The organism is Arthrobacter sp. MMS24-S77, assembly GCF_054888235.1.
This window is the reverse complement of record NZ_JBTZRN010000001.1, coordinates 24097-40048: the sequence shown is the minus strand read 5'-3', so window position 1 is coordinate 40048 and position 15952 is coordinate 24097. Positions and strand designations below refer to the sequence as shown.

The window sequence follows — 15952 nt, the reverse complement described above, 5'->3', positions numbered from 1 at the left end:
TGACTTCCCGCGTGTGGCACGCAATCGGCGCCGATGACGATGATGCTGATTGGCCACCCTCTCAGCTAACCACGACAGGGCCACGGGCGGTCCTTCCGGCAGCTTTCGACGTGACAGGACTTGCGACGGGGGCGGTTGCCGCCGCAACGGTGGCCGTAGCGCAGTTTCTCGCTGCTCGCCGCGAGTCAGGGCAGCCTGCGGTGACGGTAGACAGTCGGGAGTCGTGCGCCGCGTTCGCGTCTGAGAGGCTGTTCACCCCCATCGGCTGGAGCCGGCCACCGCTGTGGGACCCCATCGCCAGGCCGCGGTGGCTGGGTTGCGTGCCGAGGAATTGGAGACGGCGATCGTGGAAGCGGGCGGATGCGCCGCTGTCATGCACAACCGCGGCCAGTGGCTCGCCTCGGCTGCGGGGGCGGCGACCGAGGACGCGCCGCCGCTGACCGGCGTCGAGCACCGCTCATCCGACGTCCGCACGCCGAACGCCGTCGGGCAACTGCCCTTCGACGGGGTGCGCGTACTCGACCTGACGCGGGTGATCGCAGGACCTGTGTGCACCAAGTTCCTTGCCGGCTACGGTGCCGACGTCCTGCGGATCGACCCGCCGGGCTTTGACGAGGTGCCGTCGCTACTGCCTGAGACCACGCTCGGCAAACGTACCGCCGCCTTGGATCTCACTGCCTCAAGTGACCGCGCGAAGTTCGAGGAGTTGCTCGCGGGTGCCGATGTGCTCGTGACAGGACTGCGAGCCGACGCCCTGAAACGCTTGGGCTACGACGCCGACGCCCTGACCGCCGTGAACCCCGGCCTGATCATCGCAAGCCTGGACGCCTACGGCTGGGATGGCCCCTGGCGCAATCGCCGCGGGTTCGACAGCCTGGTCCAGATGAGCTGCGGGATTGCCGACGACGGAGCCACCGCGACGGGCCAAGCGGAGCCGACCCCGCTTCCCGTTCAAGCTCTCGACCACGCGACCGGCTGGCTATTGGCCGGGGCCGTCGCCCGCGCCCTGACCCGGCGCCTCACCCATTCGGTAACGGCCCGCATCCAGGGCTCGCTCATCGGCACGGCCAAGTTGTTGTACTCGCTGACCCCGCCGAACGGCCACCTGTCGGTACCTACGCCGAAAGACTTCGCACTCATGGCAACCACCACCGACTGGGGGCCGGCGCGACGCGTGCCTCTTCCAGGGCGAATCGACGGCGTCCCCGCGCACTGGTCGCAGCAGGCCGGACCGCTCGGCCGTCACCCGGCCATGTGGGTCACGCACAAGTAAACCCCCGGAACCGTGCGGTTCCGGGGGTTTTAGGGTGGGCCCTGTGGGGATCGAACCCACGACCCACGGATTAAAAGTCCGATGCTCTACCAACTGAGCTAAAGGCCCCTGCCGACTGTAGAAACAGCCATAAATACTGTACCTCAAGCTCAAGGCCGTTTTGACACGCGCAGCACCCGCGCCGTCGTGACCTCTTTTGGCCCAAACCCCGACGACGACGCGCGGCAACTACGGCGTGTCGCGGCACCCCACGGGTCCAAACACGGGGGAAACGCAACGGCATGCAACAAGCCCCATTCAAGAGTGCACGAGCGGAGGCACAGGAGTAGCGTTGGGGCATGAGCGAACAATCGGAACCTCCTGTGTACGGCGGGGCAAACAGGCATCACAAGCCGAAACCCTTCGCGCCGATTGACTTCGAGCCGTTCGCCGGCGGAGCGGATCCCGCGCGCGTGTCCGAAGCCGCACACCTTGCGGCGCAGGCACTCGTGCGGCGCGGCCGCGATAGCGACGATCCCAAGATCACGCGGCGCCTCGTGAAGCTCGCTGACGAGCAAGGCCTCGAAGCGATCGCCGAGATGTGGGCCGAGAGCCCGGCCCGGTCCTTGCCCGGCGCTTTGTGGCGGCTCTATGCACTGCGCGCGGCCACAATGCAGAACTCCGAGCGGATCTCCGTGTACTTCAAGGCTGGCCGGGACACCGCCCAGGTTTCACACGTTGTGGCGGGAGCCGCGGAGCCGCCGGGAGCCGACGAAATGAAGCAGATGGCGGACGCCATCCTCTCGGGAGCGTTCGACGGCGATTTCGACGTCGCGCTGGAACGCTCGGCTGCGTTTTGCCGCGTCGTCGCGCTCGGCCAAGCCACCCTGGCGGACAGCGCAGAACATTCCAATGAGGGTCACGCGAGCAAATTGACCCGGAACTCGCATCAGCTCGTCAAGACCGCCGAGGACCTGGAGCACGCGGCCAACGCATGGCGCCTCGGCGAGCTGGATTAACATGGAACATCACGGTGAAGGGCCACCGAAATCACCCCGAACGCCAGCTGTCAATGTTGACTTAGCTCGGCGGACGTAGAAAACTGAAACTGGTGTCGAACCGCGAAACCCCCGGGCTTCAACTTATAGCCGCTTCGAGCGGCCTACCGCCGAGAGGCGTATCCGGTTCGGCACCATTTTTATGCCCTTCGGCGAAGACGCCGCTCAGTCCCCGTCCACCTCGCCTACCGGAAGCCAAATGAAGCTGCGTCTCTTCCCTCAAGAACCCGCCGGTTTGCAGTTGCTTTCGCAGATGGCTCGCCAGATTCTTGAGGCCACAGGGACGCTTTCTGAGATCTTCGGAGCCCCTGTCGCGGAGCACGAACGGCTCGTGGAAGAGATGCACGAACACGAGGCGAAATCCACGGACCTGCATTTCGCCTTGCTGACCCACATGCGCACGAGCTTTGTGAACCCGCTCCCCCGCGAGGACATGTACGCCCTTTCCCGCTTCCTCAACGAGGCGATGGAGAAGCTGGACGCTGCTGGTGAGCTCGTGGCCCTCTACAAGCTGGACCGACTGCCCAAGCGCGCGGCGGACCAGTTGGAGATCATCAGTCGCCAGGCAGAACTCACGGTTGACGCCATGCGCCAACTGGACGATCTGGACGAGCTCGAAGACTACTGGATCGAGGTCCTCCGGCTGGCCAAGCGTGCCGAACGCAGCCACCGGACCTGGGTGGCCGAGATGCTCCGAGACATGAAGTCGGCCCAGTTTTCGAGGAACCGTGACGTTGCCAACCAACTGGTGGACGTCACCAAGGACATGCGCCGCGTCGCCACCCAGGTAGGCAGCATCATCGTCAAGGAAGCATGAGATGACGGTCGCGTTCTTCGCCCTCGTGGTGGCGCTGGCGGCTGGTTTTGCGTTCCTGAACGGCTTCCGGGATGTCTCCACCGCCGTCGCGCTCTCCGTGCGGACCCGCGCCCTCACTCCTTCTGTTGCCGTGGTTTTGGCGGCGCTTTTCAACTTCGCCGGCGTGTTGCTCAGCGGCGGTTTCGCCCTTATTTTCAGCCAGTCGTGGGTGGTTCTTCCCTCCGGCATGAGTGGGCTAGCTGTACTCGCTGCGGGGCTGTGCAGCGCCATCCTTTGGGGAATCTACGCTTGGTGGCGGGGTGTGCCTCTCTCGTCGACGCATGCCCTGGTGGGAGGCCTGGCCGGTGCTGGAGCTGCCAGCGCAATCATGGGAGGAGGCCGCATCAACGGGGTAGACAATATTTTGCTGGTGCAGGTGGTCGTGCCGCTGCTGCTGTCTCCCGTGATCGCCTTCGTTGGCGCCTACCTTCTCGTGTGGCCCGTCACCTGGGCGGCGCGCTATACCCAGCCCGATGTTGTGCACGGCCGTTTCCGCCACGCCCAGTCTGTCTCGGCCGCCGCAGTGGCATTCGGCCATGGGCTGCAGGACGGGCAGCGAACTGTAGCCGTGATACTGCTGGGCGCTGTTGCCGCAGGAGTGTCCGACCACGACGACCTCCCGTTCTGGGTCATCCTCCTGACGGCTGTCATGCTCACCGCGGGGACGCTTTGCGGTGGCTGGCGCATCTCCTACACCTTGGGTTACAAGCTGACCAGGGTGGACCCGTTGCGGGGATTCGTCGCCCAGACCCTGACCTCGCTCATGCTGTTCGTCGGCGCCATCGGGCTCCATTTGCCGCTGTCCACCACACACACTGTGACGTCGGCAGTGCTGGGAGCCGGAACCAACCAGAACTTTTCGGTCACCAACCGTCGCATGGTGCTGCGGATCCTGTGGTTCTGGGTCGCGACGCCGATCGTTACCGCCGCGGTGGCCTTCGTCCTTGGACTGGCGCTCTCGCCGCTGTCGCGCTGACCAGCGAGCCCGGCTTAGGTACGCAAAAGCCCGACGGCGGCAGTCACCTTCCAAGGTGACGGTCGCCGTCGGGCTTTTCTAACGGCTACCCAAACCGGCCGGAGACGTAGTCTTCCGTGGCCTTCTGGGACGGGTTGTTGAAGATGGTGGTGGTGTCCGCGAACTCGATGAGCTTGCCCGGCTTGCCGGTGCCGGCGATATTGAAGAACGCTGTCTTGTCGGAAACGCGCGCGGCCTGCTGCATGTTGTGGGTCACGATCACCACGGTGTACTCGTCCTTGAGCTCGTTGATGAGGTCTTCGACGGCCAAGGTGGAGATGGGGTCCAGTGCGGAGCAGGGCTCGTCCATCAGGATGACCTGCGGCTCCACGGCGATGGCGCGGGCAATGCAGAGCCGCTGCTGCTGGCCGCCGGAGAGTCCGGATCCCGGCTTCTCCAGGCGGTCCTTGACCTCGTTCCACAGGTTGGCGCCACGCAGGGACTTCTCCACGAGCGCGTCGGCGGCACCCTTGCTGATCTTCTTGTTGTTCAGCTTCACGCCGGCCAGCACGTTGTCTCGGATGGACATCGTGGGGAACGGATTGGGGCGCTGGAACACCATGCCCACCTGGGTGCGGACAGTCACCGGGTCCACGCCTGGACCGTAGAGGTTGTCGCCGTCGAGCAAGACTTCGCCTTCGACGCGCGCGCCCGGCAGCACCTCGTGCATGCGGTTCAGGGTGCGCAGGAAGGTGGACTTGCCGCAACCGGACGGGCCGATGAACGCCGTGACCGATTTGGCTTCGATGTTGATGTTGACGCCTTCAACGGCCAGGAAGCTGCCGTAGTAGACGTTCAGATCCTTGACGTCGATCCGCTTAGACATGGTGTTCCTTCGGTGCTGTGGGTGGAAGTTTGCAGGTGGCCTGGTGGCTCAACGGCCGGCCTTGGGAGCGAAGATCCGGGCGATCAGCCTCGCGCCGAGGTTCAGGAGCATCACCAGGATGATCAGGACCAGCGCGGCACCCCATGCCCGCTGGCTCGACGGGTCCGGGTTGGACGGCGAGGTCGGGTTCAGGATCTGCGTATAGATGAACGTGGGCAACGAGGCCATCCAGCCGCCGAACACGTTGTTGTTGATGGTGGTGGCAAAGCCTGCGGTGACCAAGATTGGTGCCGTCTCGCCGATCACGCGGGCGATCGCCAGGGTGACGCCGGACGCGATGCCGGAAATCGCCGTGGGGATGACCACCTTGACGATGGTGCGCCACTTGCGGACGCCCAGAGCGTAAGCCGCCTCACGGAGTTCATTCGGGACGATCTTGAGCATTTCCTCGCTGGAACGAACCACCACGGGGATCATCAGGACTGAGAGCGCGACGGCGGCAACCGCACCCGTTTTGGTGCCCGGGCCCACCACTACGAAGAAGAAGGCCGCGGCAAAAAGACCCGCCACGATCGAGGGGATACCCGTCATGACATCGACGAAGAACGTGATGGCACGGGCGAGGGCCCGGTCGTTACCGTACTCCACGAGGTAGATTGCGGTCAGCAGGCCCACCGGCACGGAGATGACAGTGGCCAGCAGGGTGATTTGCACGGTACCCATGAGCGCGTGGTAGACACCGCCGAGGACCTTGGTGCCTTCTTCGACGCTCTTGTTGTCGAAGGCGCCTGTGACGCCATTCATGGATGTCGTCAGGAAGCCCGGCGTGATGATTCCTGGGATTCCATTCACCAGGACGGTCCAGATTACCGAGATCAGCGGGAGCAGGGCGACAAGGAATGAGCCCACAATCAGGCACGTGGCAAGCTTGTCGCTCGCCTTGCGTCCGCCTTCTACGGCGGCGCTCCAGCCGACCAGCCCGATCGTGAAGAGGATGGCGGAGACGAGGCCCCAGCCGAAGGCGTTGAAGCCGATCAGTGCAAGGATTGCTGCGCCGAGGACCAAGGCGACGGCCAGGACGATGTACGGCGCAAAGGCGGGCAACTGGCCTTTGGTGAGGGCCGAGCGTTTGCGCGCCACGGGGGCTGTGACAGTCATTAGTTGGCTCCCGAGAATTCTTTGTGCCTGGTGATGATCCAGCGTGCAATCATGTTGACACCCAGGGTGATGACGAACAATACCAAGCCGGCAGCGATCAACGTATTGACCTTGACACCGCTGGCTTCAGGGAAGTTCAAGGCAATTTCCGCGGCGATGGTCTGGTTGCCGGACTGGATCAGGCTCGCGGTCAAAACGCCGGAGGACAGCACCAGCGCTACAGCCATGGTCTCGCCGAGTGCGCGGCCGAGGCCCAGCATGATGGCGCTGACGATGCCCGGACGGCCGAACGGCAGGACTGCCATCTTGATCATTTCCCAACGAGTCGCACCGAGGGCCAGCGCGGCTTCCTCGTGGAGCTTCGGGGTCTGCAGGAAGATTTCACGCGACAGGGACGTGATGATCGGCAGGACCATGACGGAGAGGACGATGCCTGCGGTCAGGATGGTCTTGCCGGTAGCTGACGCCGGCCCTTGGAAAATCGGCAACCAGCCCAAGTTGGTGGCCAGCCAGTTGTAGGCGGGCGAAATCTGCGGGGCAAGGAAGGCGGCGCCCCACGCGCCGTAGACCACGGAGGGGATGGCCGCCAGGAGGTCCACCACGTAGCCCAGGCCCGAGGCGAGCCTGCGGGGCGCGTAATGCGAGATGAACAAGGCGACGCCGATGGCAACCGGGGTAGCAATCACAAGCGCAATGACCGCGGCAATCAGCGTACCCAGCACGATCGGCCAAATGTAGGCGAAGAAGCCGTGGCCGCCCTGGATCTCCGCTGGCGGTGCCACAAGCGCCGGAATGGCCTGGACTACAAGGAAAAGTGCGACGCCGAAGAGGACCACGAGGATCAGGCATCCCGCGGCCATGGTGGCTCCGGAGAAGACCTTGTCCCCGGCGCGTCCGGCACCTTGGGAAGTGGTCAAGGAGTTGGTGGTCACTTCACGATCCTTCAGATTCGTTCAAGAATGGCCAAGTTCCCCGCCCCGCCCGGTGATGTTTCACCAGCGCGGGACAGGGAACGTCGGTATTCAGGGTAGTGGCGCCGCGGTCCGCGGGGCCACTACTCCATTGTGGTCCTTAGGCCTTGGCCTTGATGGAGTCAACAGCGGTCTTTGCCTTGTCCTGCAGCGCCTTGGAGAGCGGTGCGGACTTGGCAGCGCCGGCGGCAGCCTGCTGGCCGGCGTCGGAAACTACGTAGCTCTCGAATGCCTTGACCAGGTCAGCGGTTTCCTTCTTGTCGTAGCTGGTGCAGACGACGTGGTAGGAAACCAGGACAACCGGGTAGACGCCGGTAGCGGTGGTGGTGCGGTCAAGCTTGATGGAGAGGTCGTTGGCGGCGCGGCCAGCAACGGGCTTGCCGAGTTCAACAGCCTTGGCGGCAGCGTCGGCAGAGATCTTGACGAAGTCCGAGCCAACCTTGATCTGGGCGGTGCCGAGCTTGCCGGAGACTGCGGAGTCGTCAGCGTAGGTCACGGCACCAGGGGTGTCGGTGACGGTCTTGACGACGCCGGAGGTGCCCTTGGCGTTCTCGCCCTTCAGGGATGCAGGCCAAACGCCAGCGGCCTTGTCGGTCCAGACCGAGGGAGCAGCAGCAGCCAGGTAGTCGGTGAAGTTGGACGTGGTGCCGGAGTCATCGGAACGGTTCACCGGGGTGACCTTGAGGTCCGGAAGAGTGACGCCGGCGTTCATGGCGGCGATGGCGGGATCGTTCCAGTTGGTGATCTGGCCGCGGAAGATCTTCGCAACCGTGGTGGCGTCGAGCTTCAGTTCCTTGATGTTCGGAAGGTTGAACGCGACCGCGATCGGGGAGATGTAGACCGGGATGTTGATGGCGCCATCGGTGCCGCACTTGGTCTTGGAGCTGGCCAGCTCAGCGTCGCTCAGGTACGCGTCGGAACCGGCGAACTGGGCCGAGCCGTCGATGATTGCCTTGCGGCCTGCGCCGGAACCATCCGGGGAGTACTGTACAGATGCGCCCGAGTTGGCGGAAGCGAATGCGGTCTTCCAGGCGTCCATTGCGGCGCCCTGCGCCGAGGAGCCGATGCCGGTCAGTGTGCCGGTGACCTTGACGCCTGCGGCAGACTGGGTTGCTGCCGGCGTGTTGGTTGCGTTGTCCGAACCGCAAGCGGTCAGCGCAAGGGCGCCGACTGCGAGGACCGCGATTGCCGCGTTGCGGCCGAAGCGAGTTGCCTTCACTGGATGTACCCCTTCCAGGGATTATCTGATGCGTGCCGAGGGAGAAGTCGGCCAACTAAAGATTTGCGTACGAGTTTGTACCTTGATCGACGGTAGGAGCCGCAGGTAACGGGATCGGCGGTCCAAAGTGAACGGAAGGTGAACGGCTGCGGACCATTGGCTTACATATGCCCCGCCGCCCTTGCGCTCTGCCCGGCGTCAGGGATTAAGTGACGTCCCTCACCTTCGGGAGCGCTCTGCCCGCGACACCCCGACGCAGTCACCTGAATAGACTTGAGCCATGGCCGCCCCCAAGGACTTTCAGCAAGCAAGAAATTCCTGCGGGCGCGCCTCCGCACTGGCTTTGTCCGCAGCCGGAACTCGCTGGTCCCGGCAATCCAGATGACAGTGTGTGCCGTGGGCGCCTACGCATTCGCTGAGTACATCCTGGGGCACAAGGGACCACTTTTCGCCGCAACCTCGTCCCTGATCGCCCTCGGCTTCTCGCGGGATCCGCGGCTTCGCCGGGTCATGGAAGTCGGGCTTGGCTGCACCCTCGGGATCGTCATCGGCGATCTGTTGCTGCACTGGCTGGGCCCCGGGATCCCGCAGGCCGCCGTCGTACTTCTTTTCTCCATCCTGTTGGCCCGCTTCCTGGACAGCGGCACCATCTTCACCACGCAGTTGGGCCTGCAGTCACTTCTGGTGGTCCTGCTGCCGGCACCGGAAGGCGGGCCGTTCACACGCAGCATCGACGCCGTGGTCGGTGGGGTTTTCGCCCTGCTGGTCACCATGCTGGTCCCCAAGGATCCTCGCCGTGAACCCCGCCAGGACGTCCGCAAGCTCCTGCACGAGCTCTCCGAGGTCCTCCGCGAATGTGCCGACGCTTTGATCAACAGCGATTCGACCCAGGCCTGGCACGCCCTCATCCGCGGCAGGAATTGCCAGCCGCTCGTGGACCGGATGCGCCAATCGCTCAAGGCGTCCGGTGAGGTGGCGACGCTCGCCCCCGCGTACCGCCGGCATCGCGACGAGCTGACCATGCTGGAGGAGTCGTTGGATTCCATCGATCTCGCCCTCCGCAACAGCCGGGTGTTCGCCCGGAGGCTCACCAGCGCCATCAACCATGCCGCCCTCACCGACGAAGCAACGGACAGCATCTCCGAAGTCCTGCAGGAGACCTCCGCCGCCGTCGAGGAATTATCTCTCGGCCTCGCGGAGGTGCACGACGGCGCCCGCCGCGCCCATATGCGCGGTGCCCGGCAGGACCTGGCCGACATTGCCACCCGGCTGCATCCCAAAATGCTCCACGTCCAGAAACTCGAGGGCGAAACGGTAGTGATGCTCTTCCGCCCGCTCATGGTGGACTTGCTCGAAGCCGCCGGCATGGACCCCCTCGAGGCAAGGGACGTGCTGCCTCCCTTGCAGTGAGGGGCGCGTGACTGTCCTACCCCTCCACTAGCCTTGTACGCATGGCTTCCAAGACCTCACGCACTTCCAAGACACCCGCGTACAAATGTGCCGAATGTGGGTGGACCACGGTCAAGTGGGTGGGCCGCTGTGGCGAGTGCCAGGCGTGGGGTACCGTCGAGGAAACCGGCGCCACGGTTGCGCGTACGACGGCGGCAACAACAGTTTTGGAGCCAGCACGCCGCATTGCCGAGGTAGACGGCACCACGGCCGCGTTCCTGCCCACCGGCGTCGACGAACTGGACCGTGTCCTCGGCGGAGGCTTGGTCCCCGGTGCTGTCATCCTGCTTGCCGGAGAACCAGGAGTCGGGAAATCCACCCTGCTGCTGGACGTCGCGGCGAAGTTCGCCCGCACAGGGCAGGACGTCCTGTACGTCACGGGCGAGGAATCGGCGGCGCAGGTCAAACTCCGCGCGGAGCGGATCGACGCCGTCGCGCACAACCTTTATCTCTCCGCGGAAACGGATCTGGGGCAGGCACTCGGGCAAGTGGAGAAGGTTGAGCCGAAGCTGCTGATCGTGGACTCAGTGCAGACCCTCAGCAGCGCCGATGTCGAAGGCAGCGCGGGCGGCGTTTCACAGGTCCGGGAAGTGGCCGCGTCCATCATCGCCGCCGCCAAGCGCCGGAACATGACCACCATCTTGGTGGGCCATGTGACGAAAGACGGCTCCATAGCAGGTCCGCGCCTTTTGGAGCATTTGGTGGACGTTGTGTGCCAATTCGAAGGCGAGCGCCATTCCCGGCTCCGCTTGTTGCGCGCGGTGAAGAACCGCTATGGGGCCACGGACGACGTCGGCTGCTTCGACCTGAATGAGGCCGGCATCGAGGGCCTCGCCGATCCCAGTGGCCTCTTTGTTTCCCGGACACGCGAGCCCGTCTCCGGCACCTGCATCACCGTGACCATGGAGGGCCGCCGGCCACTGCTGGCCGAGGTGCAATCGCTCCTGGCCGAAAGTGCCAGCTCCCAGCCGCGCCGGGCCACCAGCGGCCTGGACAGCTCGCGCGTGTCCATGCTCCTGGCCGTGCTCCAACAGCGGGCCGGGTGCATCCTCCACAAGGACGATTCCTACGTTGCCACGGTTGGAGGGGTGAAATTGAGCGAACCTGCCACCGACCTCGCGGTGGCGCTTGCCGTGGCCTCGGCAAAGGCCCGCAAGGCGCTGCCGCAGCGGCTGATTGCCTTCGGCGAGGTTGGCCTTGCCGGAGAAGTCCGTCCTGTTCCCGGGATCAACCAGCGCATCCACGAGGCCCAGCGGCTCGGTTTCACGCATGCCGTGGTGCCCGCGAGTCCCAACGGACCGGGCCCCATCCCGGATGGGTTCTCGGTCCGCGAGGTGGGACATCTGGCCGAGGCTTTGGAGTTGCTGATCACGTAGCGCCGTGACCGCATAGGAGTTTCGCTATCGCCGGTGTCGGCGCGTTCAGCGCCGCAGGTTCCGAGTGCCATCTGCGTCCTCTACCCATCGCCGCCTTCGTGTGTGCGCGCTGCGGGTTCGTCGGGCGACGGTCCGGTGTGGAAGATCGGCCAGCAGATCTCGGTGCGCCACTCGGCCGCCTCTGCGCTCTCGTGGCGCCCGACGGGGTAGTACTCGCGGATCGGGCCGTCCACGGCGAGGGCATGTTCAGCGACGTACGTGCCGAGGGCTCCGTAAGCCAGGTCGATATTCGTATGCGGGCCGCGGTGCACAATCGTCGCCAACTCGACCGCCGGGATGACCAGCGCGTCGACCCGCCCCATGGGGCGCAGCGGTCCGGCGCAAGGCACGAAGATCGTCGCCGGTCCGCGCCCGTGGGTGAACAGGTCTGTACTGAAGATCCCGCCAGCCGGCGCGTCGGCGGCCAGGCCCTGGGCGTCGAGCGTCGCGTAGATCTCACCGAGCGCACCCTGGTACCAGGTCAACGCCTCGGCGACGTCAACGGTCTCGGTGATCGCAGCCGCCGGCGTGGCCGGAACGCTCCGGCGCCCGATCTCGGCCCGGGTGCCGCCCGGCGGGCGGGTAACCAGGTCGCGCAGCGAGGCGACCGCAGACTGGCTGCGCGCCAACTCCCGCTCCATCTGGTTCAGGTGCGCGGCCAGCAGGGCGTTGCGGGTGTCGAGGTCGGGGGCGGCCAGCACCTTGGCGATCTGCTCGACCGGCATGTCCAGGGCGCGGAAGCGGCGGATGATCTGCGCGGTCGGGATCTGCGCGGTGGTGTAGTACCGGTGGCCGGTGTGCCGGTCCACCTCGTCCGGTTCCAGCAGGCCCACCTGGTGGTAGTAGCGCAGCGTCTTCACGCTCAGGTGCGTGGCCCTTGCGAAGTCCCCGATCGGCAGTGTCGCGTCCATGCCTGCCACTATGCCACCTCCCCCAAAGGGAGATACACGGGCGTGCGCGGGTCTTGCACCTCTCGTCGGGGCACGCCCGAGCCTGCTTGCAAGCGGTCGACCGGGCCGCCGGCTTAAGGGAGCCGAAACTATGACCGCGCCCACGAGCACCACCCTGCCGCCCGTCGTCGCCGAGTACCTGGCGGCGGTCAACGCCTTCGACCTAGACCGGATGGTCGCCACCTTCGCCGAGGACGCCTACGTCAACGACGCGCGCTATGACGGTACCTACGACATGACCAGCCTCCTGGTGATGTCGGACTCCCCTGAGGGGAGATCTCGTCGCGGGGCTGGGTCTTGCACCTCCCCTGACGGCACGCCGCAGGGTTGTCCGTAGCGGCCGATCAGGGCCGCGAGATGAAGGGAGCAAAGTCATGACGACGACCGAGCAGGACAAGGAAGCCATCATCGCCATCGTCCGCGAGATGGCGGCGTCGATGACCGGTGCGCAGAGCACCCGGCACTGGGCGTCCGACGTGCTGTGGTTCGACATCCCCCCGTTCGCGTCCAGGGGCGTCCTCCCGGCTCGCAAGCTGTTCGACGACACCTTCGCCAACTTCGAGTCCTGTAACGTCGAGATCCTCGAACTGGCCGCGAAGGTCAACGGGGACATGGGCATCGTCTGCACGGTGCAGAGCACGAACATCGTGCTCAAGAACGGCTCCACCAAGCACGTCATGGCCCGGCAGACCGACTGCTTCGAGCGGCGTGAGAACGGCTGGGAACTGATCCACCAGCACGCCTCAGTCCCGGCCGGCGGCGCGTGGGACGGCAAGATCACCACCGTGTAGGGCCCGATATGCGACGCGACCGGCCGCGGCCGGCTCACCTGGCTTCCCGTGCGGGCCCAGTAGCTTGACGGGCTCCCAGCGGTCCCGGGTCTCAAGAGGTCGACCGATCTCAGGCAGGACGAAGCTCCGTAAGTCCAAGGGAGGGACATGTCCAAGGGAATTCTGCGTGGATCACGCTGGCTGGCAGCTGACAGCATGGCTCGGAGTGTCGGGCGCGTGAGTTAGCCGTGGCCACCGGAAGATTGTCTCCATGACCAAAAGAAATGTGCTCGTTGGGGGACGCCTCTTCTTTGCCCTCCTGACCCTTGTAGCCGTCGGGACGCAGCTCACGGTCCACATCGGCCTGGGCTTTGATCCGTGGAACTTCTTCAGCTACTTCACCAACCTGTCCAACATCTTCGCGTCGGTGGTGCTGTTGATCAGCGGCTACCGCGTGATGGTTGGCAAGCGGCCCAGCGAACTCGACGACGCCACGCGGGGCACTGCAACGATCGCCATGGCCGTTGTGGGACTCGTCTTCGGCGCACTCCTCGCAGGACAAGACCTCGGCTCCTTGCTCCCCTGGGTCAACTTCATAGTCCACTACCTCATGCCGGTTGTCATGGTTGCCGATTGGCTGTTCCAGCCTCCGCGCTCGAGGCTGACCGTCAAGCACCTCTGGTACTGGCTGCTCTACCCGGTTGCCTACCTCGTCTACAGCCTGGTCCGGGGCTCATTCGTGAACTGGTACGCCTACTGGTTCATCGACCCTCTGCGCGCGGGCGGTTGGGGCGGAGTGGCGGTTTTTGCGGTAGCGATCGCCGTAGGATTCCTCGCGGTGAGCCTCGCCATGCTGGGGTTGGGAAACAAGCTCGAACGCCAAGTGAGCTACTGAACGCCCGCCCCAAGCCCAGGTCCCCACGGGACATGCCCCCTCTTCGAACCAAGGACTGGACATAACAGCATTATGTCCAGTCCTTAGCTCATACGAGGGGCATGTCCAGAGGAGTGCTTCGCGTTTGGAAGACTATTTCGCGGGGTTGTGCGTGCCGATCGGGACCAACGTGAGGTTCGGGTGGTTCTTCTCGATCCGGCGCAGCGCCCAGACGTCGTTGAACAAGGCCAGGTATTCGCCGTCGGACCGCAGCAGCACCTCGGCGCCAGGGACGTTTGCGAGCGCTGGCATGGCCTCCGCCGTCGAGATCCTCGCCATCGAGTACGGAAGTCGCTCCAAACGCATTGGGGCGTTGAAGTCGTGGGCCATGCGGTCTTCCACCACTTCGAACTGCATGGGCCCGACGGCGGCGAGGACAGGTGCCTGATCGCCGCGGACGTCCGAGCGAAGCACCTGGATGACTCCTTCGTGCTCAAGTTGCTCGATGCCGCGGCGGAACTGCTTGAAGCGGCTGGGGTCCTGGGACCTGGCCACCTGGAAATGCTCGGGCGCAAAGAGCGGTATGGCGGGGAATTCCACCGGCTGCTCCAAGAACAGGCTGTCACCCACCCGCAGTGAGGATGCGTTGACCAGGCCAACAACGTCGCCGGGATAGGCCTCGTCGATGACTTCGCGTTCACGTCCGAACACCTGCTGGGCGTACTTGGTGGCGAAGGACTTCCCGGTGCGGGTCTGAGTAACCACCATGCCGCGCTCAAACACGCCGGAACACACCCGGATGAACGCGACGTGGTCGCGGTGGGCCTTGTTCATGCCGGCCTGGACTTTGAAGACGAACCCGGCGAAGGGAGCGTCAACGGAACGGGCCTCGCCGTCGACGTCCGGGCGTGGCGCGGCGGGAGGGGCGAAGTCCACCAGGGCGTCCAGGATTTCCTTGACGCCGAAGTTCAAAGCGGCCGAGCTGAAGAGAATGGGCGTTGCCGTTCCGGCGTGGAAGCTCTCCACGTCGAATTCAAGGTTTGATTCGATCACCAGTCCGGCCTCGTCGACGGCATCGCTCCAGTTGTTGCCCTGGGTTTCGGCTGCCTCTTCCGGGGTGAAGTACTCGGTGATGGCGATGTTGGCGCCGGCGTTGTTGCGCGCGAACCGTGCGAAGCGGTCGTTGCGCAAGTCCCAGACTCCGCGGAAGTCGCCGGAAATGCCTACCGCCCAGGTCAAGGGCATGGGCTGGAGTCCGGTGCGTTCCGTGATCTCGTCCATCAACGCGAGGGCGTCCATGCCCGGGCGGTCCCATTTGTTGATGACGGTGATGATGGGCAGGTTCCGCTGCTTGCAGACTTCAAAGAGCTTCATGGTCTGCGTTTCCAGGCCCTTCGCAGCATCCACCAGCATCACTGCGCAGTCGACGGCGGCCAAGACGCGGTAGGTGTCCTCGGAGAAGTCGGCGTGGCCCGGGGTGTCCAGCAAGTTGATCACGGTGTCCCGGTAGGAGAACTGCAAGGCCGCGGAGCTGATGGAAATTCCGCGGTCCTTCTCCATCTGCATCCAGTCGGAAACAGTTTCCTTGCGGTTGGCCTTGCCACTCGACGCACCTGCGGTGCCGATGACTTTGGCGTGCAGGGCGAGGGCTTCCGTGAGCGTCGACTTACCGGCGTCAGGGTGCGAAATGACCGCGAAAGTCCGACGCCGGGAGGCCTCATGGTGAATTGCCTGGACTCGGGCGGGGCTCAGGACTTCTTGGGACACGGTGCTACTTTCGCTGCGATCTGGGCGTTGCCCGCGCTGAGGAATGACGGGCCAAACGTGGAATGGAGGCTGGATACGGGCCCTGCGCCGGCCGGGGGCCAACTCAGGGAGCGGCACGATGATGCGCCAGCCAAGATACCAAGTTTATCCCAGCCCGCGGACCTAGCCGAAGGCAGCCCTGGAAGGGGCGTTTAACAGGATCGAAACGAGGTGCACAAACTACCGAAATCACCAGCCGATAGCTTGAATTGACGGCGGTCCCGGCTCATCAGGGCCGCGGAGACGTACCCGCGAGGAAAACAATCGATCAGGCCGGCGATGGCACGAAAGGACAAGGCATCAATGAAACCAGGGAATGACTTGTTCTACGAT

15 protein-coding genes and 1 tRNA gene are annotated in these 15952 nt (G+C 64.7%); 9 read left to right on the top strand and 7 right to left on the bottom strand.

The genetic code is table 11. The features are described 5' to 3' along the window. Positions 1-283: 283 nt before the first annotated feature. Entirely contained in the window at positions 284-1273 is a 990-nt protein-coding gene (locus ACX5I4_RS00180) for a CoA transferase (protein ID WP_461834876.1), read from the top strand. A 35-nt stretch (positions 1274-1308) separates the two neighbouring features. Here ACX5I4_RS00180 and ACX5I4_RS00175 read toward each other — a convergent pair. Continuing rightward, positions 1309-1381: transfer RNA gene (locus ACX5I4_RS00175), tRNA-Lys, on the bottom strand. 230 nt (positions 1382-1611) lie between these two features. Here ACX5I4_RS00175 and ACX5I4_RS00170 point away from each other — a divergent pair. The 3 genes from ACX5I4_RS00170 (at position 1612) to ACX5I4_RS00160 (ending at position 4142) form a co-directional block, all read left to right on the top strand. Then, the gene (locus ACX5I4_RS00170) at positions 1612-2271 is read left to right on the top strand and encodes a hypothetical protein (protein ID WP_461834875.1); all 660 of its coding nucleotides are present in this window, start codon (positions 1612-1614) and stop codon (positions 2269-2271) included. A gap of 238 nt (positions 2272-2509) precedes the next feature. Continuing rightward, on the top strand, positions 2510-3127 hold the full coding sequence (locus tag ACX5I4_RS00165; RefSeq protein WP_265980650.1) for a DUF47 domain-containing protein: 618 nt from the start codon (positions 2510-2512) through the stop codon (positions 3125-3127). A 1-nt stretch (position 3128) separates the two neighbouring features. Then, the gene (locus ACX5I4_RS00160) at positions 3129-4142 is read left to right on the top strand and encodes an inorganic phosphate transporter (RefSeq protein WP_461834874.1); all 1014 of its coding nucleotides are present in this window, start codon (positions 3129-3131) and stop codon (positions 4140-4142) included. 85 nt (positions 4143-4227) lie between these two features. Here ACX5I4_RS00160 and pstB read toward each other — a convergent pair whose 3' ends face one another. The 4 genes from pstB to pstS form a co-directional block, all read right to left on the bottom strand. Then, positions 4228-5007: a phosphate ABC transporter ATP-binding protein PstB gene (gene pstB, locus ACX5I4_RS00155; protein WP_184740670.1), complete on the bottom strand. Its 780-nt coding sequence runs from the start codon at positions 5005-5007 to the stop codon at positions 4228-4230. 48 nt (positions 5008-5055) lie between these two features. Next, positions 5056-6165, bottom strand: a complete 1110-nt coding sequence (gene pstA, locus ACX5I4_RS00150; protein ID WP_461834873.1) for a phosphate ABC transporter permease PstA — start codon at positions 6163-6165, stop codon at positions 5056-5058. Further along, a complete protein-coding gene (pstC, locus tag ACX5I4_RS00145; RefSeq protein WP_461834872.1) occupies positions 6165-7097 on the bottom strand; it encodes a phosphate ABC transporter permease subunit PstC in 933 nt (310 codons plus the stop codon). Before pstC ends, pstA begins: the two co-directional genes overlap by 1 nt. 139 nt (positions 7098-7236) lie before the next feature. Then, positions 7237-8355: a phosphate ABC transporter substrate-binding protein PstS gene (pstS, locus tag ACX5I4_RS00140; RefSeq protein WP_461834871.1), complete on the bottom strand. Its 1119-nt coding sequence runs from the start codon at positions 8353-8355 to the stop codon at positions 7237-7239. A 396-nt stretch (positions 8356-8751) separates the two neighbouring features. Here pstS and ACX5I4_RS00135 point away from each other — a divergent pair, with 396 nt between their 5' ends. Continuing rightward, positions 8752-9765 carry an FUSC family protein gene (locus ACX5I4_RS00135; protein ID WP_461834870.1) on the top strand — a complete coding sequence of 338 codons (1014 nt, stop codon included), beginning with the start codon at positions 8752-8754 and terminating at the stop codon, positions 9763-9765. Positions 9766-9806: 41 nt separating this feature from the next. Next, complete coding sequence (radA, locus tag ACX5I4_RS00130) at positions 9807-11180, top strand: DNA repair protein RadA (protein ID WP_461834869.1); 1374 nt, start codon at positions 9807-9809, stop codon at positions 11178-11180. Between the two features lie 80 nt (positions 11181-11260). Here radA and ACX5I4_RS00125 read toward each other — a convergent pair whose 3' ends face one another. Next, the gene (locus ACX5I4_RS00125; protein ID WP_461834868.1) at positions 11261-12130 is read right to left on the bottom strand and encodes a MerR family transcriptional regulator; all 870 of its coding nucleotides are present in this window, start codon (positions 12128-12130) and stop codon (positions 11261-11263) included. Between the two features lie 130 nt (positions 12131-12260). Between ACX5I4_RS00125 and ACX5I4_RS00120 the strand changes: the two genes are divergently transcribed. The 3 genes from ACX5I4_RS00120 to ACX5I4_RS00110 all read left to right on the top strand — a co-directional run bounded on the left by ACX5I4_RS00120 (position 12261) and on the right by ACX5I4_RS00110 (position 13834). After that, positions 12261-12506 carry a hypothetical protein gene (locus ACX5I4_RS00120; RefSeq protein ID WP_461834867.1) on the top strand — a complete coding sequence of 82 codons (246 nt, stop codon included), beginning with the start codon at positions 12261-12263 and terminating at the stop codon, positions 12504-12506. Between the two features lie 37 nt (positions 12507-12543). Next, entirely contained in the window at positions 12544-12960 is a 417-nt protein-coding gene (locus ACX5I4_RS00115) for a YybH family protein (protein WP_461834866.1), read from the top strand. A 250-nt stretch (positions 12961-13210) separates the two neighbouring features. Further along, positions 13211-13834, top strand: a complete 624-nt coding sequence (locus tag ACX5I4_RS00110) for a Pr6Pr family membrane protein (RefSeq protein WP_461834865.1) — start codon at positions 13211-13213, stop codon at positions 13832-13834. Between the two features lie 132 nt (positions 13835-13966). On the opposite strand, the gene ACX5I4_RS00105 is transcribed toward ACX5I4_RS00110, so the two are convergent. Beyond that, on the bottom strand, positions 13967-15580 hold the full coding sequence (locus tag ACX5I4_RS00105; protein WP_461834864.1) for a peptide chain release factor 3: 1614 nt from the start codon (positions 15578-15580) through the stop codon (positions 13967-13969). Positions 15581-15952 lie beyond the last annotated feature (372 nt).

Bases quoted from the DNA above. Each gene is read 5' to 3' on its own strand.
- ACX5I4_RS00165 (WP_265980650.1), top strand. From the start codon at position 2,510: ATGAAGCTGCGTCTCTTCCCTCAAGAACCCGCCGGTTTGCAGTTGCTT.
- ACX5I4_RS00115 (WP_461834866.1), top strand. From the start codon at position 12,544: ATGACGACGACCGAGCAGGACAAGGAAGCCATCATCGCCATCGTCCGC.
- ACX5I4_RS00125 (WP_461834868.1), bottom strand. From the start codon at position 12,130: ATGGACGCGACACTGCCGATCGGGGACTTCGCAAGGGCCACGCACCTG.
- ACX5I4_RS00120 (WP_461834867.1), top strand. From the start codon at position 12,261: ATGACCGCGCCCACGAGCACCACCCTGCCGCCCGTCGTCGCCGAGTAC.
- ACX5I4_RS00160 (WP_461834874.1), top strand. From the start codon at position 3,129: ATGACGGTCGCGTTCTTCGCCCTCGTGGTGGCGCTGGCGGCTGGTTTT.
- pstA (WP_461834873.1), bottom strand. From the start codon at position 6,165: ATGACTGTCACAGCCCCCGTGGCGCGCAAACGCTCGGCCCTCACCAAA.
- radA (WP_461834869.1), top strand. From the start codon at position 9,807: ATGGCTTCCAAGACCTCACGCACTTCCAAGACACCCGCGTACAAATGT.
- ACX5I4_RS00110 (WP_461834865.1), top strand. From the start codon at position 13,211: ATGACCAAAAGAAATGTGCTCGTTGGGGGACGCCTCTTCTTTGCCCTC.
- pstB (WP_184740670.1), bottom strand. From the start codon at position 5,007: ATGTCTAAGCGGATCGACGTCAAGGATCTGAACGTCTACTACGGCAGC.
- ACX5I4_RS00170 (WP_461834875.1), top strand. From the start codon at position 1,612: ATGAGCGAACAATCGGAACCTCCTGTGTACGGCGGGGCAAACAGGCAT.